The following is a 24,917-nucleotide window of genomic DNA, read 5'->3' as shown; positions in this document are numbered from 1 at the left end:
AAGGAGGTAACTGAAAATGGCTGTTTACAATCCCAAGTCCATGGTCGCGGACGAGTTTATCAACGACGGGGAAATCCTGGAAACCCTGGCTTATGCCGACGCGCACAAGAACGATGTGGAACTGATCGACCGGATCCTGGAGAAGGCCCGGCCTCGAAAAACGGAAACCGGCTGCGTCTGCGCCGGGCTGACCCACCGGGAGGCTTCCGTGCTGCTGGCCTGCGACATTCCCGAAAAGGTGCAGCGGATGTACGAGATTGCCGAAGAGATCAAGCTGGCCTTCTACGGCAACCGCATCGTAATGTTCGCCCCGCTCTACCTGTCCAACTACTGCGTGAACGGGTGCCTGTACTGCCCCTATCACCTGAAGAACAAGCATATCGCCCGGAAAAAGCTGACGCAGGATGAGGTCCGGGCGGAGGTCATCGCCCTGCAGGATATGGGCCATAAGCGGCTGGCCATCGAAGCCGGCGAGGATCCGGTGAACAACCCCATCGAGTACATCCTCGACTGCATCCATACCATCTACAGCGTGCACCATAAAAACGGCGACATCCGCCGGGTGAACGTCAATATCGCTGCCACCACCGTGGAGAATTACAGGAAGCTGAAGGAGGCCGGCATCGGCACCTACATTCTCTTCCAGGAGACCTACCACCGCAAGAGCTATGAGACGCTGCATCCGACCGGACCGAAGCATAATTACGCCTACCATACCGAGGCAATGGACCGCGCCATGGAGGGCGGCATCGATGACGTCGGCCTGGGCGTGCTGTTCGGGCTGGAGCTGTACCGGTATGAGTTTGCCGGCCTGCTGATGCACGCCGAGCACCTGGAAGCCGTGCACGGTGTCGGTCCGCACACGATCAGCGTTCCGCGGGTCAAGCGCGCGGACGATATCGATCCGGACATGTTCGACAACGGAATCGATGATGAGACCTTCACGAAGATCGCTGCCTGCATCCGGCTGGCCGTACCCTATACCGGCATGATCATCTCCACCCGGGAGAGCGAACAGGTGCGCAAGCGGATGCTGCAGGTGGGCATCTCCCAGATCAGCGGCGCCTCCCGCACCTCCGTGGGCGGCTATACCGAGGAGGAACGCCCCCATGACACCGAGCAGTTTGACGTATCCGACCAGCGAACGCTGGATGAGGTGGTTCGCTGGCTGATGGAAAGCGGGCATATCCCGTCCTTCTGCACCGCATGCTACCGGGAAGGCCGCACCGGCGACCGGTTCATGGCCCTGTGCAAGAACGGCCAGATTCTGAACTGCTGCCACCCCAACGCGCTGATGACGCTGGCCGAATACCTGGAGGATTATGCCTCCCCCGAAACGAAGGAGACCGGTTACCGCATGATTGAGGAGGAGCTGAAGAAGATTCCGAAGGACAAGGTCCGGGAAATCACCCGGGAGCATATCGCCGAGATCCGCTCCTCCAACCGGCGCGATTTCCGCTTCTGATTCCTTCCGTTTTCCGCAAACGCCCAAAAACATCTGTCCTTTCCGGCCCCGGGATGGTATAATACCCATGGCCGCCGGCATCTGCCGCCGCAGGCCGGTACAGAAGGAGGATGCGTATGGGCGTTTTTTCAAAATATCTCCGTTTCCGGGAAGCCGGCGAACAGGCAAATGTCAACAACGTGGAGCGGTTCGGGGAGCCGGTGCGTTCCCTGTTCACAACATCCAAGGTCATTTCCCTGCACAGGCATACGGACATTACCGATGAGCATGAGCAGGTTGTGTACCACGCGCAGACCAAGTTCCCCTCCCTGCACGACAAGACCGACGTGCTGGACGCATCCGGAAACCGCGTGGCCCATATCGAGCGGAAGCTGCTGACCCTCCATGAGCGCCATTTCGTGACCATGGAAAACGGCACCTCGTTCCAGATCTCCAACGAGCTGTTCCATATTGTCCGCGATATCACGAATATCGAAGGCCTTGGCTGGCAGCTGCGGGGCAATATCGCCGCCCTGAATTTTGAACTGTATGACGAAAGGGATCAGGTCATCGCTGTCATCAGCCAGAAGTTCCTGTCCCTGCATGACAAATACTGCGTGGATATCTACCAGCCGGAGCACGAGCAGGCAGTGGTTGCGATCCTGGTCACCCTGCAGCATATGATCAAAGACCGGGAAGCCCGGTCCTCCTTCTCTTCATCCTCGTCCTCCTCTTCGGGAAGCAACTGATCCCGCAGGCCGACAGGCCGGCCGGAATAACCGTTTTTCCGGGCCCGCATTCCGGGTCCGGAAAACTTTTTTAGTTTTTTTTGTATTTTCCTGTAACGAAAACGGATCCTGTCCGTCTAATCCATGGAATTCAGCCGGGAAGGAGGTGATGATGTGTGAACGATCAGGCCTGGGAAAAGATGTACGATGCTTACTACATGCGGGTGTACTCCTTCACAATGACGCTCTGCGGGGATCAGAACCTGGCGGAGGATGTCACCCAGGAAACCTTCAGCCAGGCAATGTCCAAGAGCGCTTCCTTCCGGAATGAATCGGACGAAGTGACCTGGCTGTGTGCGATCGCCCGGAATCTGTTCCTCGATGAAAAACGCCGGCAGACCCGAACGGAACAGATGCCTGAGGAAATCCCCTCGAAGGAGAAAACCCCCGAGCAGCTCACCATGGACAGGGATTCCTCCTTCCGGATCCACATGGCCCTGCACGCGCTGGATGAACCCTACCGGGAAGCCTTCGAGCTGCGGGTATTCGGGGAACTGTCCTTCCGGGAAATCGGAACGATATTCGGCAAAACGGAAAACTGGGCGCGTGTCACATATCATCGGGCCCGGCTGAAACTACAGGAAAGGATGAATGCGGATGAAAACTGACTGCAATATTATCCGGGACCTGCTGCCCCTGTACGCGGACGACGTGTGCAGCAAGGAAAGCCGTGCCCTGGTGGATGAACATCTGCAGGAATGCCCGGACTGCCTGGAGGAGCTGGTCAATCTCCGGAAAAGCGAGATTGAAGACCGCCTCGGCGCCGAGCGGGAGGATGTCATCCGGAAACAGAAAAAACAGATGGGACGCCGCAGCGCCGCAATCGGCAGCGTGCTGGCGTGGATATTCCTGATCCCCGTGGTGATCTGCCTGTTCATCAACCGCCTGCAGGGCGGCGGGATGGGCTGGTTCCTGATCACGCTCGCCTCGGTCGCGGTGGCCGCGTCCGTCACAGTGGTACCGCTGATGGTGCCGGAAAACAAGCTGTTCTGGACCTTCTGCGCATTTACTGCCACAGTGGTCATGCTCTTTGCCGTAATCTGCCTGTGCACCGGCGGCGACTGGTTCTTCGTGGTGACCGCCGCGACGCTGTTCGGGCTGTCGGTCTTCTTCCTGCCGTTTGTCATCAAGGCAAAGCCGATCCGGCCGTTTGTGCCGGAGCGGAAAGCCGTTACGGTGATCGCGGTGGACCTGGGCCTGTTCGGCCTCATGATGGAAGCGATCGATATCCGGAACAACGGTCTCGGCCTGACGCGCCTGCTGCTCCTGGCCGCCCTGCTTTGCGGACTGGCCTTCTATGTGATTATTCCCGAACTGAAAAAGAGAGGTATCCTGAAATGAAAAAGATAGCCCTGGTCCTGGCCCTGGCGCTCTGCGCCGTGATCCTGTCCGGCTGTGCCGAAATCAATTCCCTTGTCTCCGGTATCACCGGCGGCAATTTCAAGGGCGGCAACGCCGTGATTACCGATAAAATTGAAAACCTGGATATCAGCTGGACTGCCGGCAGCGTGAAAATCGCGTATCACGCGGAAAGCACCGTAACCCTTGATGAAACCGCCAGCCGCTCCATCAGCGAGGATGACAAGCTGCAGTGGAAGCTGGAAGGCACCACCCTGAAGGTGCAGTACAACAAGCCCGGTATCCGCCTGAACACCCCGGCGAAGAACCTGGTGATCACCCTGCCGGAAGGCACCGTGCTGAAGAACGCGGTGATCGGCGCCACCAGCGCGGAAATCGACATCCCGTCCATTGCCGCGGACAGCGTATCCCTGAACAGCACCAGCGGCGATGTGACCGCCTCGGTCACCGCTCCGGCTGTCACCGCCCACAGCACCTCCGGTGATGTGAAGCTGATCGTTCGCGGAAAAGTCCGTACCCTGAGCCTGGATTCCACTTCCGGATCCCTCAGCGCCGACCTGGATGAAGCGGAGAAGGTTGCCGCCCATTCCACCTCCGGCGGAATCAGCATCACCGCGGATCGGGTCGGGGACCTGTCGGCCGGTTCCACCAGCGGGAATATCCATCTTGCCCTGAAGCGCTTTGACAATGCGGCGGTCAGCGCCACCTCCGGCGACGTGACTGCGGAGCTGCCTGCCGAGCCCGGCTTCACCCTGAAGCACAACGCCACCAGCGGCAAGATGACCACGGATATCCCGCTGGCCGGCAGCAAAGGCAGTTACACCTGCGGCGACGGATCCGCGAAGATCACCATCGGCACCACTTCCGGCGATCTCACCATCCGTCCGGTAAAATAACTTTTCCGGTATACAAATCACCGGCGCGGAACCGCGCCGGTGATTCTTTCTGCCTCCGGGTTACCTGTTTTCCATCCGGAAAACCTGCTTTGGCTCGTCCGGGCCCAGGACTTTCCCGGGAATATAGCTCATGTTGAAATGCTTCCCGTCCTTGCGTTCATATCCGCCTTCCACCTTTTCCGCGGCATAGAACACGGGGCCGCCCATGATGCCGGTGCGTTCGCAGCGGTCGTCCGTTCCGGCGACCACCTTCGCCACGGTTTCAATCCCCTCGTCCACAATGGAAGCGTCAAAGATTTCATGCCCGCCGTATACCATGTCGAATTCCGCCTGGTGGTCCTTCAGATGCAGCAGGGCCCGCAGGTAGGCAATCACCGGCAGGGAGTTGTCAAACTCCAGCAGGGTATTGCCGTTGCAGGCATCCCCGGCATACGCGATCCGGGTTTTATGGTCAATCAGCACGATGGAGCCGAGGGTATGCCCGCCGACCTCCACCACCTCAAGCTGCCGGTCCCCGAGGTCGAACACATCGCCGTCACTGACCGGATACACCTTCATCGGATGCCAGTCGGAGAAGTTGTCGTCCGGCTCCATTAAATCCCGGTATTCCGGCAGGACCATCTCCCTGGCCATCTCCAGGACTTTCTCCTTCGGAATGCCGATGCTGTCCTGGAAGGAGCCGATATCCCGGGGATGCATATAGCAGTGATCAAAGAAGAAATTGCCGCCGACATGGTCGGAATGCGAGTGCGTGTTCACCAGCCGGATCGGCTTGTCCGTCAGCGTTTCGCAGAACGCCTTCAGGTTGCCGATGCCGAGGATCGTATCGATCAGGAGCGCGTAATCCCGCCCCTCCACCAGGTAGCAGAGCGCGTAGGAGCTTTCGCAGCACGCATTCTCAATCTTCCAGCTCTTTTCGGCAATCTCCGTTGCCCTGTAATAAGGGATTTTTCCGGTCATCTCCATATACCTCCATATATCCTGCCGACCCGGCAGGTGATCATTCCTTTCCCGCGGAAACCGCCCTCCACTGCGCGGTAAATCCGGGACAGCTTACCGGATGCCGGTCCAGACCAGGCTGTCGGCTGTATCCAGCGGAAACACCAGCAGCGGGCTGCCGTCCAGCAGGTACCAGTGGAAATCGTCTCCCCATCCCCACGGCGGGCTCATGCTGTACGGCACGCTCTTTGCATCCGGCAGCACCACCGACACCGTTACGCCTCCGTCCGGCGGATAGGTGTTGCGGTATCCGCACTCACGGATATACTCCGTATACCGTTCGTAGTAGAAGGGATTGCTGCCGCAGTGGATCACCAACGGCATATCCAGCACGGGAAGCGCCTCCCCGGCTGTTTCTTCCGTCCAGCCGAAGGTACGCATGGTCCCGATATACATCACAATATGGTTATACCGGCCGTGGTCCATACCGATCAGGTCGCCGGGGAGCAGGAATTCCGGCCATTCCGACGGATCCGCGGCCAGCAGTTTCCCGCCCTGGCCATCCCGGATCATCTTCGCAATGGAAACATGCCCCAGGTTATTCCGGGAAAGCACCAGGTTCAGGTATCCGGCGCAGTCCAGGCCGTAAAGGTACGTCCGCTCCGCGCGGAAATAGCGCGTGGTGGAATTGGGATTGGGAACGCGCGGCTTCAGCATGCCGTTTCCGGTTTCCCCGCTGAAGAAATACGGAACGCCCAGCGGATATTCCGCGGAAACCAGGCTGCCGGCCACCTCCCGGTACTGCCGGAGCACGGGATTTCCCTCCTCCAGCATGCCCAGCGCCTCATCCAGCCATTCCTGCTGTTCCGCACGGTCCAGCGGAAACAGCGGAACCTCCCCGTCCGCGGTAAAGGTCAGCTGCAGGTAAATCGAATCTTCCTCCACCCGGATATATTCACCGTTTCCCCGGTTCACCGGAATCAGCTTCAGCGCATCCCCGGTTTCCAGCCAGGTTCTGACAGCGTCCGTCACATCCCAGAGAACGTGTCCGTCCGGCACCGTGCACGGCTGGGTCACCTGATTCCCGCATGCCAGCGAATACAGCACCGATCCCCTGCCGATGGCTTCCGCCGCCGTAAAGCGCAGGGCGGCCCTCACCAGCCGGAATCCCGGCAGGCTCCGCAGCTTTTCCGGCGTCCAGGTTTCATCCCCTGCATCCAGGAACGTTCCACGGGGTTCAATGATGACGCTGACCGCCTTTTCATTGATCCGGCCGACCTGCCCTCCGCCGGTGCAGCGCAGCAGGAGGCTGTGCTTCTCCGCGGCGGCGCTTCCCGCCCGTATCACAGCGAGCAGGAGCACCAGAAACAGCAGGATTCGTCCGGTTTTTCTCATTTGGATGTCCTTCCCTGCAGCCGGGCGGCCGCCGCACAGATGAGGAAAGCGAGAATATCCATTCCCACAATCGTGGAACCGACCGGTGTGTCAGCAAGGATCGCGACCAGGATTCCCATGAGCGCACAGAAAACCGACAGCACCGCGGAAGCAATCGTTACAGCGCGGAAGCTCCGGAACAGCCGCATGGCCGACATCGCCGGGAAAATCACCAGCGCGGAGATCAGCAGGGAGCCAACCAGGTTCATGGCCAGCACGATGATCACCGCGATCACCACCGCGATCAGCAGGTTGTATGCCTCTACCTTTGTCCCGGCGGCCCGGGCAAAGTTCTCGTCAAAGGTCACCGCGAAAATCCGGTTGTAGAACAGCAGGAAAATAACCACCACAACAACGGACAGGATAATGCTCAGCCACACCTCTGCCTTCGTCAGCGTCAGGATGGACGCGGAGCCGAACAGCGTCGAGCATACGTCGCCGGACAGGTTGGAGGAGGCGGAAAAGATATTCATCAGCAGGTATCCGACCGCCAGCGCGCCGACGGAGATCATGGCGATCGCTGCGTCGCCGCGGATCCGGGTTTTCTGGCCCGTCCGCAGCAGCAGCACCGCGCACAGGATCGTAACCGGCATCACCAGCACCATGTCGTCCGACAGGTGCAGCACGGCCGCGATCGCAATCGCGCCGAACGCCACATGGGACAGTCCGTCCCCGATATAGGAGAACCGCTTCAGCACCAGCGTCACGCCCAGCAGCGAGGAGCACAGGGCAATCAGCACCCCAACGATCAGCGCATTCCGGACCATGTCATACTGCATGTACATCCGCAGGGTTTCGATCATACCGGCTCCCCTCCCTTCAGCGCCAGGAAGCGGGCTGCCAGCGGGGACGCGAGATAATCCGCCTTCGTACCGAAGAACAGCTCCTCACCCACATGCAGGATATGGGTGGCTTCCTGCAGGGCAGCGGTAATATCATGGGAAATCATCATGACGGTGATGCCGTCCTCCCGGTTCAGGTTCCGGATGAGGCCGTACATCTCCGAGGTGACGTGCGGATCCAGGCCGGAAACCGGCTCATCCAGCACGATCAGCTTCTGCGTCGCGCACAGGGCCCGCGCCAGCAGTACACGCTGCTGCTGTCCGCCGGACAGTTCACGGTAGCAACGGCCGGCAAAGGCAGCCAGATCCAGGCGTTCCATATTCTGCGCGGCGGTCTTTTTGTCTTCCCGGTTGTAGAACGGCCGGCGCCCCATTCGCCCCTGGCAGCCAGACAGCACGATCTCGCGCACCGTCGCGGGAAAATCCCGCTGTACGTCCGTCTGCTGCGGCAGATAGCCGATCTCGTTCTGCTTCAGCCCGTCGCCGAAGGTGATTTTCCCGGCGAGCGGCTTCTGCAGGCCCAGCACGGTCTTCATCAGGGTCGTCTTGCCCGATCCGTTCTCGCCGACAATGCACAGGTAGTCCCCCGCACACACTTCAAAACTGATGCCGGACAGCACAGGATGTCCGTCATATCCGAGCACCAGGTCCTTACAGGTCAATAATGCCATTCTTACTCTCCCCGGGGATTGGTTATGCGGCTCCCGACCGCCATTTCCTTCCGGCACTGCTCACAGATGCCGTAAAAAACCGTTTTCCCGGCGTTCCACGCGAAACCGTGGTGCGCCAGCATATGGGTCCGGATCTCATCCAGCTCGTCGCAGTCCAGGTGGATCAGGCGGCTGCACCGCTCGCATTTGCAGTGGTAATGCTCCGCACAGTGGCTGGATTCCTCCTCATACGTGTAGCAGGCGCTTTCACCCGTCCCGATCACGTATTTCCGGATTTTCCCCTCATCCACAAACTGTTCCAGGCGGCGGTAAATCGTCGCGGTGCCGATGGGCGTTCCCTCCGCGGCAAAATGCTCCTTCAGCCCGGCCGCCGTATGATGCACCCCGGGCGTTGACTGCAGGTATTCCAGCAGTTCCGCCTGGGCCTTTGTCCGGTATCCTGTCTTGCCTGCCACCGCAAACAACCCCCCTCCCGAAAATGAGAACCGTTCTCAATTATATCCGGAATCCGCCGTATGTCAATCATTTCCTGCAATCCGCATAAAAAACCGGCCTGCAGGATCTGCAGGCCGAATCAGTTATATCGGAATGGTTACCGCGTGAAGTCCTTCATGAACTGCCACGCCCGTTCACATGTGTGCTCCCGGCATTCATGGCCCTGGTTGTCCACGCCGGCGAAAACGGTACGGTATACCCCGTCTTTGCTCACATAGCGGTGCTCGGTCAGGATGGCGCCCCGGGAAAGGTCCGGGATCTTCTCAACCCGGTCACCGGGAACACCCCAAAAGGGTTCCTCCCAGCTTTCCCGGTCATCGAATACGAGATTGTATGGTTTGACCACCTGGTTGACTTCGAACACATACCGGGCGCGTTCCATACACTTGTCCGCCTGGCAGGGCATTTCCGGCAGGGGGGTCTTCTCGCCCGCCGCGTAATACACCGGCACGGGGATGTCGCGGTTGATGGGCTTCGGCGCCGGCTGGCCGTACAGGTTCAGCCCGACCTCGAAGGTCGCATCCATCGGCGCGAGCGCCGCGAAGGATTCCGGATATTCCTGGAACAGGTCCCAGGACTTGCAGCCGCCCATGGAGAAGCCGCTGGCATAGATCCGTGAGGAATCAATCGGATACTTTTCCTTCAGCTGCCCGATCAGGGACATGACCTCGGTGGCCGTAACGTTCAGGTGGTTTTCAAGGCACACCAGCAGGAAGCGGTTCCGCATGGCAACGCGCCACCAGCCGGAAACCCACGCAATATGGAAAGCGGAATCGCCGCCGCCGTGGAAAGCGAGCACCAGCGGAAGCGGGCTGTCCTCCGAAAGCGGCGTCGGATAATAGGCAACATACCCCACCTTATGCATGTCGGTGCCGGCATCATCACCCTGGTTGTCCGGGGAAGTAACCAGCTCAGTGACCACCGGTTCTTCCGCCATGTTCATGGCCGACAGGTCCTCGTCCCGGGACAGCATACCGCACCAGCGCTTCATCCGGCACCAGAATTCATCATGATCGGCACGGAAGTCCGCCTCATCCCGGACGCAAAGGAAATCACAGGTTTCGCGCAGCGCATCGTTCACCCGGGCGCTGTTTCCAATGGAAACCACCGGGATATCCCGGCGCTCCGGCGAAGGAATCACGGACAGGTTTTCCAGCACGGCGGCCATAGGCGTAATTTCGCCCGGGCCCCACAGGTACTGGCCCTCCAGCGTCTTCAGGCAGCAGCGGGCAATATAGTCCGCCGACTCACCGCATCCGAAGAGCACCGTGCGGAACAGGGAACCACGGATAAAGCTCTCACCAATTTCACCGGTGAAGAAGTTTTTCGGGGTAATGATCCCGTCCTGGTAATACTGGCCGATTTTGCTCTCCGCCGCCAGGTCGGCAAACAGGGTATCCGGCGCGCCGGCCCAGCCCTCCGGGGCAATGGGGCGGATGAACACGACGGAGGTGGAATAGCTGCGGGCGATATCCGCCAGGCCGGATCGCTCCGCATAATCCAGCGCAAGTCCTACATCCCGGTCCTGGTCATCAAACACGAGCAGGTAGGGCGCCTTGTAGCCGTAATTGATGACAGCGGAATCCGGCTGCCCGAGGGGAACATAAACCAGGGCGCTGAAAGAGCTGAAGGTATTCGACCAGAACTTCCCGCCTCCCGGCAGTTCCGATACTTCCGGCCTGGATGCCATGCCCATATGATTGCCTCCGTTTCACAGGGGGATCCTGTTGTTGATGATGGTGGAATTATATCATACGGAATGCATGTTTTCAAACAGCAGCCGGACGGCGTTCCTGCGGCAGGCCCCGGAGATTGCTTGCTCCGCAAAGGTCGGGCCTGTCATCCGTCCGTCCGGAGAAACAAAAAAGATGCAAAAAGCAGTCCAAAACAGACTGCTCCCATTGTTATTAACCGGACCATACAGTTCCATAGACATAATAAAGCCAGGCACTTTTCAGTGCCTGGCTTTCATAATCCGGTTGTTCCGGTCTCTTTCAGCCATCCCGGCCGGATGGCATTTATTTACGCCTCCTGCATCCCGGCTCCGGCTGCCTGGCTTTGCCGGCGGAATTCGCTTGGCGAGACGCCTGCGGCTTTGCGGAATACCCGCAGGAAATTGGAATAATCCCGGAAACCACAGCGGACCGCGATTTCCTGTAAAGGCATGTCCGTCTGCATCATCTCCCGCGCCAGTTCAATCCGGCGGGACAGAACGTAATCGTAAATGCTGCGCCCGGTAATCCGGGTAAACTCATGGCTCAGGTAACTGACGCTGACGCCGAAGCGTCTGGCCAGGTCATCACCGCGAACTGACTGGGTATAGTTGGCGTCAATATAGGCGGTTACTCCCCGGATCAGGGATTCCGAACGTTCCACGGGCATGCCCTCCTTTCCGTGTTTTTCAAAAGCGGGCGCCGGCCGGAGCCGGCGCCCGCCGAAGGAGTGTACCAATTAAGGAGAAGGATTACTTCTCGATGGTGATGCCATAGACATCAGCCAGCTTCTGGATGCGCTCGTCGATGATGTCCTGTCCGCCGAGGGCCAGGTACTGATCCATGTAGCTGTCCCAGACGCTGTCGAAGTCAGCGACGGAAGCGGTCACAGCCTTGGTCAGCATTTCGTCACGCAGGCTGGTGAGGGAGGAACCGACTTCGGTTTCGCTCTCGATGGTGCCGACGTTGAAGTGCTTCACGAAGTAGCCGTTGTTCTTGCCGAACTCGTTCGCTTTGATGACGATGTCAGCGGGGATGCCCGGATAGCTCAGCGCGGTGGTGGCGCCGGTGGCTTCGCCCAGGTACAGGCCGTTGCAGGTCATGGTGTAGTCGATGTTGTTGCCGGAATTCTTGACCCATTCGCCGGTCGCGGGCAGGATCTTATAGGCATCGCCTTCCATTTCGAAGCTGGTGCCTTCCAGACCGGTCTGCAGGTACTTGATGGTCTCGGCGCTGGAGATGAAGTTGACATACATCAGGGAAGCAACGGGCTCCTTGTTGGTGGACGGGAAGAAGATCTTCCGGTCGCTGCCGACAGCCGCGCCCATGAACTTCTTGGTCACGCCATCCGCGTTCGGGAAGCAGTCGATCGGGACGAACATGGCGTTCTCGCCAACGTTCCGCTGCAGATTCAGGTTGATGCAGTCTTCGCCATTGCGGAAGGGGTAATCCCAGTTGTGCATGAAGGCGCCGACATAACCGGCCTTCATCATGTTGTCTTCATCGGTGGAATCGTTGTGTTCGCCGAAGTCTTTCCAGACCAGGCCTTCGTTGTACCACTTGTTCAGGGTCCGGATACCTTCTTTGTAGCCGGGGTAGAGCAGGTGACGATCATCGTAGCCATACACAAACAGCTGTTCATCGGACACATCGGTGGGAACATAGCTGACAGCCATCAGGTCATTCCGCCAGCCGATATCGGTGGAGGTGGCGTAGGGAACCATCTTGTCAGCATCGGCGCCCAGCAGCTTCTCAGCGTTGTCGCGGAAAGCAACCAGGGCATTGTAGAACTCTTCTTCGGTGGTGGGCTCGGCCAGTCCGAGGGCATCCAGCCAGTCCTTACGGATGAAGGTGGTGATACGGGACACGTCCGCGCGGCGGCCTTCGATCATGTACAGGGCGCCGGTTTCGGGATCCTTGTCATAGTACAGGTCATCTTCGCTCAGCAGCGCGGTCAGGTCGCCCAGCTGATCCTTGTACGCCTCAATGTAGGGAGCCAGGTCGATAACACCGGGGTTGCCGTTGGCATCCTTCATGTTCGCGTAGGAGATGACCATGTTGCCGCCGTAGGTGTAGCTCACGTCGGGAGCCTTGCCATCAGCCAGCAGGTTGTTCATGTCATCGGTTTCAGTCCAACGGCCGACGGACACGAAGGTCACATCCACGTTGTACTTTTCGAGCATCTGCTCTTTGATCCACTTGGTCCAGACGTTGTCGGTGGGATCGGTGCCGCCATCGTTGTTGCGGTTGTAGATTTCAACCGTGATGGAGCGGGTTTCGGTGAATTTGCCATCCACAAAGCCGTCATCGGTCACGTCCGCGAAAGCCACGGTCGCGAACACAGTCAACAGCAGTGCCAGGGACAGCACCAGGGACAGGATGCGTTTCATAGGTTTTTCCTCCTTTATATTTCCAGGGTATTATTACCCCGAATTACTTCCGCAACCTCAATCGTCGTGACTCCGCACCGCGGAGATCACTCGTTTCGGTTGAGTAATCCTTTGATGAAATTCCCGCCACCGGCGGTCATCAAAGGATTACCCTTTTACGGCACCGATCGTGACACCGGCAACGAAGTACCGCTGCAGCCAGGGATATACCAGCAGGATCGGCACGGTGGCGAACATAACAGTCGCCATCTGGATGGTCTTGGAAACGCCGTTGTCGAAGAAGCCTTCCTGCGCCGCCTGTTCCGTGGTCTGGGTGGAATTCTTGATCACGTTGTACAGGAGCAGCTGGATGGGCCAGTATTTTTCAGAATCGGAGCTCTTGAGGTACATCAGCGCATCGGAGAAACCGTTCCAGCGGCCGACAGCATAGAACAGGCTCAGGGTGGCGATCACCGGGAGGCTCAGGGGCAGGTAAACCCGGATCAGGACCCGGATCGGGCCGGCGCCGTCGATCTCTGCGGCTTCCTTCAGGCTGTCCGGGACTCCGAAGAAGAAGCTTCGCATGATGATGACGTTGAATACCCCGATACAGTTCGGGAATATCAGCGCATACGGCGTGTTCAGCATTCCCAGCCGGCTCAGCAGCAGGTAGTACGGAATCGTACCGGCGCTGAAATACATCGTAAACAGGATGATGAAGTTGATGAACCGTCCGCCCTTCAGGTTGGTATAGGTCAGCGGGTAGGCGGCCATAATCGTCAGGGAGATGGAAAGCAGCGTGCAGATGACGGTCAGGATCGCGGTCCAGCCCAGGGAGCGGACGTATTTCTCCGTAGTCAGCACGGTTTTGTATGCTTCGATGTTCCAGCCCTTGGGCCAGATAAACACGTCGTTCCGGACCAGTGCATCCGCGGAGGACAGGCTGGAAGCGAGAACGTGAACCATGGGCAGCAGGCAGAGCAGCATCAGCAGGAAGCAGATTCCCGCGATAATCAGGTCGCCGGTACGGGTTTTCCGGGATTTGATCATGCCGTCGCGCAGCTTCTTCTTGGCGGGAAACTCGGATTTCGCAACAGTACTCATATCCTTCGCCTCCTTACCATACACCGCGCTCGCCGAACCGCTTCGCCAGCGAGTTCGACAGGAGCAGGAAGATTACGCAGACCACACTCTGGAACAGGCCGACTGCAGTACTCAGTGAATACTGCTGGCCCTGGATGCCGCGTTCGTAAACGAAGATGGAGATCGTTTTACTTGCGCCCTGTACCAGCTTGTTGCTCAGGGTGAAGGGGCGGTCGAATTCAGAACCGAGGATATGGCCCAGGTTCATAATCAGCAGAACAATGATCGTGGAGCGGATGCCCGGCAGCGTAACGTGCCAGATCTTCTGGAGGCGGGTCGCGCCGTCCACCTCGGCAGCCTCATACAGTTCCGGGTTGATGCCGGTGAGTGCCGCCAGGTAAATGATGGTGTTCCAGCCGCATTCCTTCCAGATGCCCAGGAAGATGTAAGTGCCGCGCCAGGTTCCCTCCGTACTGATGAAGGGGAATTCCGTTCCGAGCAGCTTGTTGATGATACCGTCGTGCGTACCGAACAGCCGCAGCGTGATGCTGGAGATAATAACCCAGCTCAGGAAGTGGGGCAGGTACAGTACCGTCTGGGTAATGCGCTTGTATTTCGGGAAAGCCAGTTCGTTGAGCAGCAGGGCCATGATGATTGGCATCGGCATACCGATGAACAGGTCCAGCAGGTTCAGGAAAATGGTATTCTTCAGGGCGTTGATGAAGCTCTTGTCGCTGAAAGCCCGGATAAACCACTGGAAGCCATTGTTCTTGGCCCATTCAACCTGCCACGGCGGGATCAGGATGTTGTTCTTTTTGAAGCCCAGCAGGACGTAGGCCATGGGGTAGTACCGGAAAATGAGAAAGAACGCAACCGGGAGCAGCAGCAGCAGGTACAGCGTCCAGTACCGCTTGAGATAGGTTTTCCAGGAAAAACCCATCCGGCGGTTTACTGTCGGGGCAATTTCGTTAGCCTTGGTCGTCAAACCTGATTCCTCCATTCCGTCGGGTCGGATCGGACAATGGGGTTGCGAGGAACGGGGACTCCGAAACTGGAAAACCCTGCGCCGTCAACTATGTCTGAAACCACGTATTTCTACCCGTATTCTAACAACACGCATTCTCAGGCTGCTATGCAAATTTTGCTCATTACTATGCAATTTCTGCACAAAGGGAATCACGAAAAAACCAGGCGTTTCGGGTGCAAAGGTTTACATCCATGATAAAAACATCAAAAATCCAACCAATTATCGCATTGGGTGGTGAACAAAATCCGCATTTTGTGGCAAATAATTCGCAATTCTTGCAAAAAACGCAGAAATTGCACAACAGAATACGCCGATTTTTGGAATTTTCATTTGGAACAGAAAAATAGATATTGCATATTTCCTTCAAAATCCAGTACCAGATCCTCTATATACGGGGTTTGGGCACAGCCGCAGGAACACGCCCGGAGGTTTCAGGCAGGAAAACGCTGAACCGCAGGGGCAGTGTCCCGTCCTGTGGAGGTTGTACACAGGGAAAACCCACCTGCGCCAGGCGCCGTTTTTTTGTTGTATGAATCCGCTTGGGAAAATGCTTTGAGGGTTGACAGATAAGCGGTTTGGGTGTATACATGCAATGTGATTTGGGCGTTTCCGAAAGGGTTGGTGGAAAACGCTCTTTCTCTTTTCCGGGGGACCGGAAAACCGATTCAGATGATGGAGGGGATTTCATATGGTTAAGGGTGAACAGCTGTACGAGGGAAAGGCCAAAAAGGTCTTTGCAACGGATGATCCGGAGCTTCTGCTCGTTTCCTACAAGGACGACGCAACCGCTTTCAACGGCCTGAAGAAGGGCACCATCGCTGGCAAGGGCGTCATCAACAACAAGATGAGCAACGCGCTCATGCAGTACCTGGAAAAGAAAGGTGTCCCCACTCATTACGTGGAGGAGATCAATGACCGCGACACCCTCGTGAAGAAGGTGCAGATCGTTCCGCTGGAAGTCATCATCCGCAATATCGCTGCCGGTTCCTTCAGCAAGCACTACGGCGTGGAGGAAGGCACCCTCCTGAAGGCACCCACCATTGAATTCTCCTATAAGAATGACGAACTGGGTGATCCGCTGATCAACGACTACCATGCCCTCGCGCTGGGCCTGGCCACCCAGGAAGAAATTGACACCATCAAGAAGTACGCCTTCAAGGTGAACGAAGAGCTGAAAGCCTTCTGGAAGTCCTGCGGCGTTACGTTGGTGGACTTCAAGCTTGAGTTCGGCCGGCTGTCTGACGGCACCATCGTGCTGGCGGATGAAATCAGCCCCGACACCTGCCGCCTGTGGGACAGCGAAACGGGCATGAAGCTGGATAAGGACCGCTTCCGCCGGGATATGGGCGGCGTGGAAGACGCGTACCAGGAAATCATGCGCCGGCTGCAGGCTCACGGCTGAGCAGTTTCGAAAGCATAAAGATCGGGCGTCCGGATCACCGGACGCCCGTTTTGTATCTGTTCTTCTTTGTTTACTGGATGGATTCGATGTGCTCCAGCCTGCTGCCACAGGCATCCAGCGCCGTCTTGCCGCCGACCACGCAGACCACGGATTCATTGCAGGCCTTCCCGATCGCGTCCGCCAGCTCCCGCAGCTCATCCTTCGTGGTATGCAGGACCTGGTTCCACTCCCGGTTGCAGTCTTCCTCGGTGGTTCCGGAGAAGTACATCCACGCTGCCTCATTGCTGACAGACCGCGGCGTCCGCAGGGGATCGATTCCCCCGATCGTACTGACAATATACTGCGTGAGGGGATTGTCGCTGTCGCAGAATTCACGCAGCACCCGTCCCGTTTCGCAGAAGCTGTCCAGCGACTGCGCCGCGTTGGGATCCCGGTAGGAGGTAATTTCCATGTTGCCGGTTTCCGAAATCCGGAAGTTGGTGCCGTAGGCGCCGCCCTTCACGCGGATCGTGTTCCACAGGTAATCCAGGGTGAGGAAATTGGCTGCCACCAGCGCCGCGCCCCGGTTCTCCGGCTGCAGCGCCGCCGCGCGGGCCGCGAAGCCGATTTCGGAGGGGATGGTGAAGCCGTCCGCCCGGCGTTCGGCCGGCGTATAAACCGCCGCTTCTCCCTTTTCACCGGCGGGCAGGACTGCCAGCACCTGCCGGACCCACGCTTCATCCAGTTCGCCGGTCACACTGACGGTTACCCGGCCGCGGGTGAAGATGCGCTTCGCCATTTCCGCCATCCAGGCCAGGGTATCCCTGCCGAATTCCTTTTCCGTTTTCTGCAGGACCCGCGTAAAGCCGATGCCCAGCATGGCTTCGTTCATCGCGCCGGCAGGGGACAGGGCCGCTGCCGCATGGCGCGCCGCATAGGCATTGCCGCTCATCATGATGCCCTGTTCCGTGTTGATCCGGTCCTGCCGGATCATGTTCAGGATATATGCTTCATCCGTAAACACGGACCGGTTCAGGATTTCATCCAGCAGGCGTACCGCGTCCGGCTTCCGGTTTTCCAGCACCGCCACGTTCACCGTGACAAAGGATTCCGCCTTTTTCCGTCCGGCATGAATCTGCGGGAAGATATTCAGGCGGCCCAGCTTCTCGTTCGTTTCAGCGTGCAGCGCGGCCACGTCGTAGTTTTCCGTGGCCACATCGCCCATCAGGTGGGCCAGAATGGAAATCCGGCTCAGCTCCTCCGCCGGCATATCCGCCAGGGAGAAATACAGCGTCAGGTAGGAAATACCGGCGGTATCCACATCCTGGTGCAGGAGGACCGTTCCGTCGATTTCGGAAACGGTATTCGGCGCCGGTGTCCGCTGGGCCGGCAGGTCTTCCAGCGTCAGCCGGGGCAGCTTCGCCTGCTGTTCCGGCGTATCCGCCCGGCTCTGCTTCTCCCGCAGGATACGGAATTCATCAATTACCTGCTGCACCTGTTCCGTTGTCCAGCCGGCTTTGATCTCCGCCAGGCGCTTCTTCTCCGCCTCGCGCTTTTCTTCCGCGATCGTGGCGGAAGGCAGCATGATCACATCGCCATGGTGGCGGCTGTCCAGGAACACCTCGCGGATCAGCTGCTCAAAGCCGCCGTTCTCCGCCATTTCCGCCAGCGGGGCAAACAGGCTTTCAATGCTCAGGGCATCGGCGGGATCCCCGCCGTACAGCCAGGTCGTGAAGCTCTCGATACCGTAGGCCAGACCCCGGGGAAACCGGCCGTAATCCTTTTCGCGGTTCACAAATTCCATCCGGCTGAGCACGCCGGCCAGACGCTTCCGGTCGATTCCTTCATCCGCCTGCTTCCGCAGCGTTTCATAGACCAGCGAACGGATTTCATCCTTCTTCGCCGGGTCGCAGTTCTTCAGGACCAGGTCCACATACATCTGCTTGGTGCTGTCGGACCGTTCCAGCGAGACGTCCTCGCACAGGCCGGCTTCCAGCAGCGCGCTGGTCAGCGGAGCATCGTTCGATCCGGCCAGCACTTCCGTCAGTGCGCCGACCGCCAGGTTCTTCAGGGTATCCGCATAGGTGCCGTAAACCCAGCCCATACCAATGATCGCCTTGCTGCCCTTGTCATCTTCCGGGCCGACCGGATAATACTCAGTTTTTTCCGCCGGGGTGATGGGTTCCTGCAGCGCGATATCGGAATCCGGATTGATCCGGTCATAGTCCTGCAGGAAGGAATCCAGCTTGGCGAATACCGCGTCCGTATCAATGCTGCCGTCCAGCCAGATATAGGAATTGGACGGATGGTAGAAGCGGTGGTGGTTCGCCAGGTAATCTTCATACGTCAGTTCCGGAATATGATCCGGATCGCCGCCGGAATCCTTGCCGTAGCAGGTATCCGGGAACAGCTGCCGGTCCAGATAATCGCGGATCAGGCTGTCCGGGGAGGTATAGGCGCCCTTCATTTCATTGAACACGACGCCGTTGATCGTCAGCTCACCGTCCGGGTTGTCCAGCTCATAGTGCCAGCCTTCCTGGCGGAAGGAGTGTGGATCCCGCAGGGACAGCGGATGCAGCACCGCATCCATATAGACGTCCATCAGGTTCAGGAAATCCTTGTCATTCCGGGAAGAGAACGGATACATCGTCTTGTCCGGGAACGTGAACGCGTTGATGAACGTGGCCAGGGAGCTCTTCAGCAGGTCCACGAAGGGCTCGCGCAGCGGATACTTTTCCGATCCGTTCAGTACGGAGTGCTCCAGGATATGGAAAATACCGGTATGGTCCGACGGAACCGTCCGGAAGGCGATTCCGAAGGTTTTGTTGACATCGTCACGCTCCAGCCAGATGACGTCCGCGCCGTTCTTCCAGTAGGTAAAGCGGTACAGGGTGGCCTTCAGGTCCGGCATGGGCTGGGAATAAACCAGTTTAAAGCCGTGCAGAATTTCTCCGGGTTTCATAGGGTTCTCCTCTCCATTTTCGCCTCGGCGGTTCAGCCGTTGTTCAGGCGGTTTTTGCGGCGGATTTCGGCTGCCGCGTATTCTTTCTTTTCCTCCAGGGTTTCCGGGACAAAGGGAGGCACCGGGATCGGTTTCTCATTTTCATCAATCGCGACGAACACCAGGTAGGCGCGGTTGATCAGCTCCCGCGATCCGTCCAGCCTCTCCACCAGGCTGTCCACCCGGACCTCCAGGGACGTGCGCCCGGTCCAGGTCACGCAGGCTTCCTGCACCACCGTATCGTTCAGGTGGGCAGGTTTGAGGAACGTCAGGTTGTCGATGCACACGGTGGTAACCGCGGCATGGGTATACCGCCGGGCCGCCACGGCGCCGATTACGTCAATCCATGCCATGATCTGGCCGCCGAAAAGCCGGGGAATGGCATATCCGTTGCAATGCTGGGGCATCACAATCTGGACTGTGGTTGTCTTTTTCGTCATATGCGGTTCCTCCTGTCTCGTGCAAGCATACCATATCCATCGCCGGTTTTGCAAGCTTCCAACCGGCAGGGAAACAGCCGGCGCAGCGGTTTCAGGCCTGCCTTTTCAGCGCGTTCGCTTCCGCGGCCAGGCGCAGGTATTCCGCCTGCAGTTCATCCGGGCGGTCGCCCTTCTTCGGACTGGACATCCGGGCGGACAGGGCCGCCATCCGCATTTCCAGCGTGCTGATGGCGATTTTGCGTTCCTCCGCCGAAACGTTGCGCTTTCCGGCGTTCTGCATTTCCTCCCAGCCGCCCTCGAACGTTACCAGCTTTTCCTTCTCAAAGCGGACAATCCGGGTGGACGTTTTCCGGATGAACTCCTCGTCATGGCTGACGTACAGCAGCGTGCCGCCGTATCCGGCCAGCAGCTTTTCCAGCTCCTCCAGGGTAAACAGGTCCAGGTGGTTGGTCGGCTCGTCCAACACCAGCAGGTTGCAGTCCGCCAGCAGCAGCTTTCCGAGCGCCGTCTTCACGCGTTCCCCGCCGGACAGCAGGTGCACCGGCTTGAACACATTGTCCCCGGCGATACCCAGGCAGGCCATGACGGTCCGGGCAAAGTGCTCCGGACAGGAGGAACCTTCCATCACATTCTCCAGCACAGTTTTGTCCATCCGCAGCGTCTTCTCGTGGTGCTGGTCGAACCAGCCCGCGCGCACGGCCGGATTGAAGCGCACGTTTCCGGCAAACCGGACGCCCGCCTCCGCGTTTCCGGCCAGCACCCGCAGCAGGGTGGTTTTCCCGCAGCCGTTCAGCCCCGTCAGCGCCGTACGGGATCCTGCCGGCAGGCAGAAGGTTGTATCTGACAGCAGCGTTTTACTGCCGGCCTGCAGGCTGTCGCAGCAGACTTCCAGCGCGTTCCGCGCCTCCACCGGATGGGCGACACCCAGCTTCATTGTAATTTCCGGCAGCGCCCGGGGCTTTTCCTTCACCTCCAGGTGGTCCATCCGGTTCTGGATGGTCCGCTTCATCGCGCTCAGGTGCAGTACGGAATTGGTATACTCATGCGTATGCAGCCGCGCCTCGCTGTTGCCCATGCGGGTCGGCGCCTTTTTGACGGATGAAGCCCATTCCGTCATCCGCTGCGCGGATTCCTTCAGCCGCTTCTTTTCCGCTTTATACTGCTCGTACTCAAACGCCGCCCGTTCCCGCTCGCGTGTCTGTTCCCGGACGAAATCGTCATATCCGCCGGGGAAATCCCGGATCTTTCCGTCTTCCAGGTACCAGATCCGCGTGCAGAGCGCCCGCAGCAGCGCCCGGTCATGGGATACCAGGATGATGGCGCCCGGGAAACCTTCCAGTTCCCCGCGCAGCACCCGGATTCCTTCCCGGTCCAGGTCCGTGGTGGGTTCATCCGCAAACAGCAGTCCCGGCCGGGCTGACAGGGCGGAAGATATCCGGTTCCGGGTCATCTCGCCGCCGGACAGGCCTTCCCGTTCCTTTGTCGCGCGGAAACGCGCCCGGGTTTCCGGGTCCTCCCCAGCCCCGGCGCTTCCGTGCTGGCGGATCAGCGCCGCGGTTGTCCGGCAGCGGACGATTCCCTCATCCGGCGCCAGTTCGCCGGAAAGCACCCGCAGCAGGGTGGTCTTGCCGGCGCCGTTTTCCCCGATCAGGCCGATACGCTCTCCGTCATATACCGCCAGCCGGTCCGTATTGAGTATTTCACGGTCTCCGAAAAACAGGCGGAGATCCGTCGCTTCCAGTATCATCTTAGGCATAAAAAACAACTCCTCCCGATGCCGTGGAGGAGCGACGCGCACATATAAAAAGACGTTTGGCATTCGCGTAACGCAACCTCCAAACGGCAACAAAAACGATCCCCCCGGGCCAACCGCCCCGGAGCGTCATGCAGCCGATTATCAGTTGCGGATTCTCATCAGTCGCGAAAGACCGTCCTTTCTTCGTTATGCGGTTATCATATTCGATTCCCGGCTCCCTGTCAATCCTTCCCTGCGGAAAAAACGGCCCCTTTTCCCACTTTCGCAACCAGAATTAACACAATTGGCCCCGAATGTCATCTCCGGTTGGTAGACTTCCCCCCGCTTCCGGACCTACAATATGTTCGAATCAGTTGCGAATGTGGGAATTGTTCCCCATCCGCGCCCAAAGGAAATGAGGAATGCCCGTGAACATGATTGAAGCGAGAAACCTGACCAAGCAGTACGGCCCGAAAACCGCCGTCAACAGCCTTTCCCTGAGTATCGGGAAGGGCGAGCTGTTCTCCCTGCTGGGCGTCAACGGCGCCGGCAAAACCACCACCATCCGGATGCTGACCTGCCTGTCCGCGCCGACCTCCGGCGAAGCGTTTGTCGGCGGCTTCAGCTGCACCGGGGAAAGTGCGAAGATCAAGCCCATGATCGGCATCTCCACGCAGGACACCGCCGTGGCGGAGCGCCTGACCGTGCGGGAGAACCTGGAATTCATGGCCCGGATTTACGGCTTCGGTCAGGAAAAAACCGCCGAACGGGTGACCCGGACCGTGGCCGATTTCCACCTGGAGGAAGTGCTGGACCAGCGGGCCGGCACGCTGTCCGGCGGCTGGAAGCGGAAGCTTTCCATCGCCATGGCGCTGATCGGCGAGCCCTCCGTCCTTTTCCTGGATGAACCGACCCTGGGCCTGGACGTGCTCGCCCGGCGGGATCTGTGGCGCGTGATCGAATCCCTGAAGGGTTCCCTCACGATTGTGCTCACCACCCACTACATGGAAGAGGCGGAACACCTGTCCGACCGGCTCGGCATCATGATCTCCGGCCGGATCGCCGCCTGCGGAACGCTGCCGGAAATTCTGGAGATGACCGGTAAAACCACCCTGGAAGACGCCTTTGTGGCCATCGCGGAAGGAGAGGTGACCGAAGAATGAACCGCATCCTTGCTTACTCGGACCGGAACCGGAAGGAGCTTCTCCGGGATCCCCTCAGCTATGTCTTCTGCCTGGCCTTCCCGCTGGTGATGCTCGTGGTGATGACGCTGGTGGATACCAGCATCCCGCGGGAATCCGGCATGACCGTATTCCATATCCAGAACCTGTGCGCGGGCATTGCGGTGTTCGGCCAGCTGTTCGTCATGCTGTTCACCACGCTGACCGTGTCCAAGGACCGCGCCGGCTCCTTCCTGGTCCGGCTGTATGCCACGCCGATGACCTCCACGGATTTCATTATCGGATACATGCTGCCCATGCTGGTGATCTGCGTCCTGCAGAGCATCCTGATCTACGTGGTATCCTTTGTGATTTCGTTCTTCACCCCGGACCGCCTGAACCCGCTCGGACTGATCGCGTCCATCCCGGTGCTCGTTCCCTCCGCGGCGATGTTCATCGGCTTCGGCATGCTGTTCGGTTCCCTGTTCAACGACAAGGCCGCGCCCGGCGTCAGCTCCATCATCATTTCCCTGGGTTCCTTCCTGGGCGGCATCTGGTTTGACGCGGACGCCACCGGCGGCACAATGCTGGATATCTGCAAAGCGCTGCCCTTCTACTACTGCACGCGCAGCGCCCGCGCTGCGGTCCGGCTGGATTTTTCTGCCTCCGCGTGCTGGATTCCGCTGCTGATTGTCACCGGATGTGCTATACTTCTGATTGTGCTTTCTTCCCTGGCCTTCCGTTCCCGGATGAAGGCCGACCTCGCATAAGAAGGAGGAACCCCATGTTCAGTGAAAACCTGATCCATCTCCGGAAAGCCCGCCGCCTGACCCAGGAAGCAGTCGCCGAAAAGGTCGGCGTCACCCGCCAGGCCGTTGCCAAGTGGGAAGCCGGCGATTCCATGCCCGACCTGGAAACAGGACAAAAGCTGGCGCAGCTTTTCGACGTTTCCCTCGATATGCTGGTCAGCTTTGAATCCGAAACCAATATGAACCTTTACACACCGCCCAAGGGGAAGCACCTGTTCGGGATTGTTTCCGTCGGTGACAAGGGACAAATTATCATCCCGGCCCGGGCCCGGAAGATCTTTGACATCTCCCCCGGCGACCAGCTTGTCGTCCTGGGGGACGAAGGCCAGGGCCTGGCCATCATGAAAGCCAGCGGCTTTATGAATCTCGCCAATGCCATCCGGCAGCAGATGACCGCAAAACCGGACGATGAATAATCCCGCCCGTCAGGAATCGAACATCCATTCCACCGCGTTCCGGATGTGTTCCGTCCAGAACACCATATCGTGGATTCCCTTTCCCTCATGATATTCATGGGGGATTTCTTCATTCACGAGGAACCGGTGGAATGCCCGGTTGTTCTCGATCAGGAAGTCCTCCGTTCCGCAGGCCATATAGATCCCGGGAATCGTTTTCCCATCCGCCTTCAGCTTCCGGGCCAGCAGTTCGGGGTTGCAGTCCCGTTCCGCCGCGGTGGCCGGATCGCCGAAGCACTCGCGGTAGTATTCATAATTCGCGACAGCGTTGCCCTGCCCGGGCTTCATCGTGGCCACCTCATGCACAATCAGCGCTGAGGAAAGGGCTCCGATTTTACCGAACCGGTCCGGATACGCCAGGCCGGTATGCAGTGCGCCGAAGCCGCCCATGGAAAGGCCCGCGATATAGGTATCCTCCGGCCGTTCCGCCAGGCCGAACGTCTTCCGGACATAGTCCACCAGCTCAACGCCCACCATTGTCTGGAACGCGTGGCCGGAGGAGAGCCCGTCCAGGTAGAAGGAGTTCTCCGCGTTCGGCATCACGATCGCGAAATTGTATTTCACCGGTAGGTCTTCCGGCACCCAGTTGCCCGCCTTTCCCGTATACCCGTGCAGCAGGAACAGGGTTTTCATCGGCTGTGAAGGTTCCGGCATTCCCTCCCGCGGGTCATTGGGAACCAGCATCTCAAACGCGGTTGTCCGGTGCAGTGCCTGGGAATAGTATTCAATCCGAAGATATGCCATCTTTCTCTTCCTTTCCCGGTATTCGGTTTTCTTTCCGGAAGTTTTTCCGGGTTTTATTGTACCATGAACCGTCCGCTTTGCAAGCATGGCTTTCTTTCCATACAGGCATAAATTCAGCCCGGCGGATTCCCGC

The 24,917-nt window shown here is 58.7% G+C and carries 23 protein-coding genes; 9 read left to right on the top strand and 14 right to left on the bottom strand.

From position 1 onward, the window contains the following. Nucleotides 1-16 precede the first annotated feature (16 nt). From hydG to JNO48_08225, 5 genes are all read left to right on the top strand, one after another. Nucleotides 17-1,465 carry a [FeFe] hydrogenase H-cluster radical SAM maturase HydG gene (hydG, locus tag JNO48_08245; GenBank protein QTE67199.1) on the top strand — a complete coding sequence of 483 codons (1,449 nt, stop codon included), beginning with the start codon at nucleotides 17-19 and terminating at the stop codon, nucleotides 1,463-1,465. A gap of 116 nt (nucleotides 1,466-1,581) precedes the next feature. Then, nucleotides 1,582-2,193 (top strand): LURP-one-related family protein, encoded by a 612-nt coding sequence (locus JNO48_08240; protein QTE67198.1) that lies wholly within the window; start codon nucleotides 1,582-1,584, stop codon nucleotides 2,191-2,193. A 179-nt stretch (nucleotides 2,194-2,372) separates the two neighbouring features. Then, on the top strand, nucleotides 2,373-2,840 hold the full coding sequence (locus JNO48_08235) for an RNA polymerase sigma factor (GenBank protein QTE69722.1): 468 nt from the start codon (nucleotides 2,373-2,375) through the stop codon (nucleotides 2,838-2,840). Next, complete coding sequence (locus JNO48_08230; protein QTE67197.1) at nucleotides 2,830-3,573, top strand: zf-HC2 domain-containing protein; 744 nt, start codon at nucleotides 2,830-2,832, stop codon at nucleotides 3,571-3,573. Before JNO48_08235 ends, JNO48_08230 begins: the two co-directional genes overlap by 11 nt. Continuing rightward, nucleotides 3,570-4,487, top strand: coding sequence for a DUF4097 family beta strand repeat protein (locus JNO48_08225; GenBank protein ID QTE67196.1), 918 nt, complete (start codon nucleotides 3,570-3,572; stop codon nucleotides 4,485-4,487). The genes JNO48_08230 and JNO48_08225 overlap by 4 nt, the downstream gene beginning before the upstream one ends. 60 nt (nucleotides 4,488-4,547) lie before the next feature. Here the strand turns inward: JNO48_08225 and JNO48_08220 are convergent, their stop codons facing one another. The 10 genes from JNO48_08220 to JNO48_08175 all read right to left on the bottom strand — a co-directional run bounded on the left by JNO48_08220 (nucleotide 4,548) and on the right by JNO48_08175 (nucleotide 14,972). Further along, entirely contained in the window at nucleotides 4,548-5,447 is a 900-nt protein-coding gene (locus JNO48_08220) for an MBL fold metallo-hydrolase (protein QTE67195.1), read from the bottom strand. Nucleotides 5,448-5,540: 93 nt separating this feature from the next. Next, complete coding sequence (locus tag JNO48_08215; GenBank protein ID QTE67194.1) at nucleotides 5,541-6,821, bottom strand: hypothetical protein; 1,281 nt, start codon at nucleotides 6,819-6,821, stop codon at nucleotides 5,541-5,543. Beyond that, nucleotides 6,818-7,663, bottom strand: coding sequence for a metal ABC transporter permease (locus JNO48_08210; GenBank protein ID QTE67193.1), 846 nt, complete (start codon nucleotides 7,661-7,663; stop codon nucleotides 6,818-6,820). Before JNO48_08210 ends, JNO48_08215 begins: the two co-directional genes overlap by 4 nt. Next, nucleotides 7,660-8,373, bottom strand: coding sequence for an ABC transporter ATP-binding protein (locus JNO48_08205; protein ID QTE67192.1), 714 nt, complete (start codon nucleotides 8,371-8,373; stop codon nucleotides 7,660-7,662). The genes JNO48_08210 and JNO48_08205 overlap by 4 nt, the downstream gene beginning before the upstream one ends. A gap of 2 nt (nucleotides 8,374-8,375) precedes the next feature. After that, a complete protein-coding gene (locus JNO48_08200; GenBank protein ID QTE67191.1) occupies nucleotides 8,376-8,828 on the bottom strand; it encodes a transcriptional repressor in 453 nt (150 codons plus the stop codon). 137 nt (nucleotides 8,829-8,965) lie between these two features. Further along, the gene (locus JNO48_08195) at nucleotides 8,966-10,564 is read right to left on the bottom strand and encodes a hypothetical protein (protein ID QTE67190.1); all 1,599 of its coding nucleotides are present in this window, start codon (nucleotides 10,562-10,564) and stop codon (nucleotides 8,966-8,968) included. 326 nt (nucleotides 10,565-10,890) lie between these two features. Further along, the gene (locus JNO48_08190) at nucleotides 10,891-11,244 is read right to left on the bottom strand and encodes a helix-turn-helix transcriptional regulator (GenBank protein ID QTE67189.1); all 354 of its coding nucleotides are present in this window, start codon (nucleotides 11,242-11,244) and stop codon (nucleotides 10,891-10,893) included. Nucleotides 11,245-11,332: 88 nt separating this feature from the next. Then, nucleotides 11,333-12,970, bottom strand: a complete 1,638-nt coding sequence (locus JNO48_08185; protein ID QTE67188.1) for a sugar ABC transporter substrate-binding protein — start codon at nucleotides 12,968-12,970, stop codon at nucleotides 11,333-11,335. A 147-nt stretch (nucleotides 12,971-13,117) separates the two neighbouring features. Then, nucleotides 13,118-13,999, bottom strand: coding sequence for a carbohydrate ABC transporter permease (locus tag JNO48_08180; GenBank protein QTE69721.1), 882 nt, complete (start codon nucleotides 13,997-13,999; stop codon nucleotides 13,118-13,120). A gap of 67 nt (nucleotides 14,000-14,066) precedes the next feature. Further along, nucleotides 14,067-14,972: a sugar ABC transporter permease gene (locus JNO48_08175; protein ID QTE69720.1), complete on the bottom strand. Its 906-nt coding sequence runs from the start codon at nucleotides 14,970-14,972 to the stop codon at nucleotides 14,067-14,069. A gap of 775 nt (nucleotides 14,973-15,747) precedes the next feature. Between JNO48_08175 and JNO48_08170 the strand changes: the two genes are divergently transcribed. Next, nucleotides 15,748-16,461 carry a phosphoribosylaminoimidazolesuccinocarboxamide synthase gene (locus JNO48_08170; protein ID QTE67187.1) on the top strand — a complete coding sequence of 238 codons (714 nt, stop codon included), beginning with the start codon at nucleotides 15,748-15,750 and terminating at the stop codon, nucleotides 16,459-16,461. A gap of 70 nt (nucleotides 16,462-16,531) precedes the next feature. Here JNO48_08170 and JNO48_08165 read toward each other — a convergent pair whose 3' ends face one another. From JNO48_08165 to JNO48_08155, 3 genes are all read right to left on the bottom strand, one after another. Further along, complete coding sequence (locus tag JNO48_08165; GenBank protein ID QTE67186.1) at nucleotides 16,532-19,402, bottom strand: insulinase family protein; 2,871 nt, start codon at nucleotides 19,400-19,402, stop codon at nucleotides 16,532-16,534. A gap of 32 nt (nucleotides 19,403-19,434) precedes the next feature. Then, nucleotides 19,435-19,881 (bottom strand): acyl-CoA thioesterase, encoded by a 447-nt coding sequence (locus JNO48_08160; GenBank protein QTE67185.1) that lies wholly within the window; start codon nucleotides 19,879-19,881, stop codon nucleotides 19,435-19,437. Nucleotides 19,882-19,972: 91 nt separating this feature from the next. Continuing rightward, a complete protein-coding gene (locus tag JNO48_08155) occupies nucleotides 19,973-21,637 on the bottom strand; it encodes an ABC-F family ATP-binding cassette domain-containing protein (protein QTE67184.1) in 1,665 nt (554 codons plus the stop codon). A gap of 407 nt (nucleotides 21,638-22,044) precedes the next feature. Between JNO48_08155 and JNO48_08150 the strand changes: the two genes are divergently transcribed. From JNO48_08150 to JNO48_08140, 3 genes are read left to right on the top strand one after another with little or no spacing between them, the layout of a single operon-like run. Beyond that, nucleotides 22,045-22,779: an ABC transporter ATP-binding protein gene (locus JNO48_08150; GenBank protein QTE67183.1), complete on the top strand. Its 735-nt coding sequence runs from the start codon at nucleotides 22,045-22,047 to the stop codon at nucleotides 22,777-22,779. Further along, nucleotides 22,776-23,546, top strand: a complete 771-nt coding sequence (locus tag JNO48_08145; protein QTE67182.1) for an ABC transporter permease — start codon at nucleotides 22,776-22,778, stop codon at nucleotides 23,544-23,546. Before JNO48_08150 ends, JNO48_08145 begins: the two co-directional genes overlap by 4 nt. Nucleotides 23,547-23,560: 14 nt before the next feature. After that, nucleotides 23,561-24,001, top strand: a complete 441-nt coding sequence (locus JNO48_08140) for a helix-turn-helix domain-containing protein (GenBank protein QTE67181.1) — start codon at nucleotides 23,561-23,563, stop codon at nucleotides 23,999-24,001. 9 nt (nucleotides 24,002-24,010) lie between these two features. Here JNO48_08140 and JNO48_08135 read toward each other — a convergent pair whose 3' ends face one another. After that, nucleotides 24,011-24,784: an esterase gene (locus JNO48_08135; GenBank protein ID QTE67180.1), complete on the bottom strand. Its 774-nt coding sequence runs from the start codon at nucleotides 24,782-24,784 to the stop codon at nucleotides 24,011-24,013. Nucleotides 24,785-24,917 lie beyond the last annotated feature (133 nt).

Source organism: Clostridiales bacterium, assembly GCA_017569285.1.
Classification (GTDB): Bacteria; Bacillota; Clostridia; order Christensenellales; family Aristaeellaceae; genus Aristaeella.
The sequence above is the reverse complement of the archived record's forward strand: the minus strand, read 5'-3'. Positions and strand labels throughout refer to the sequence as shown.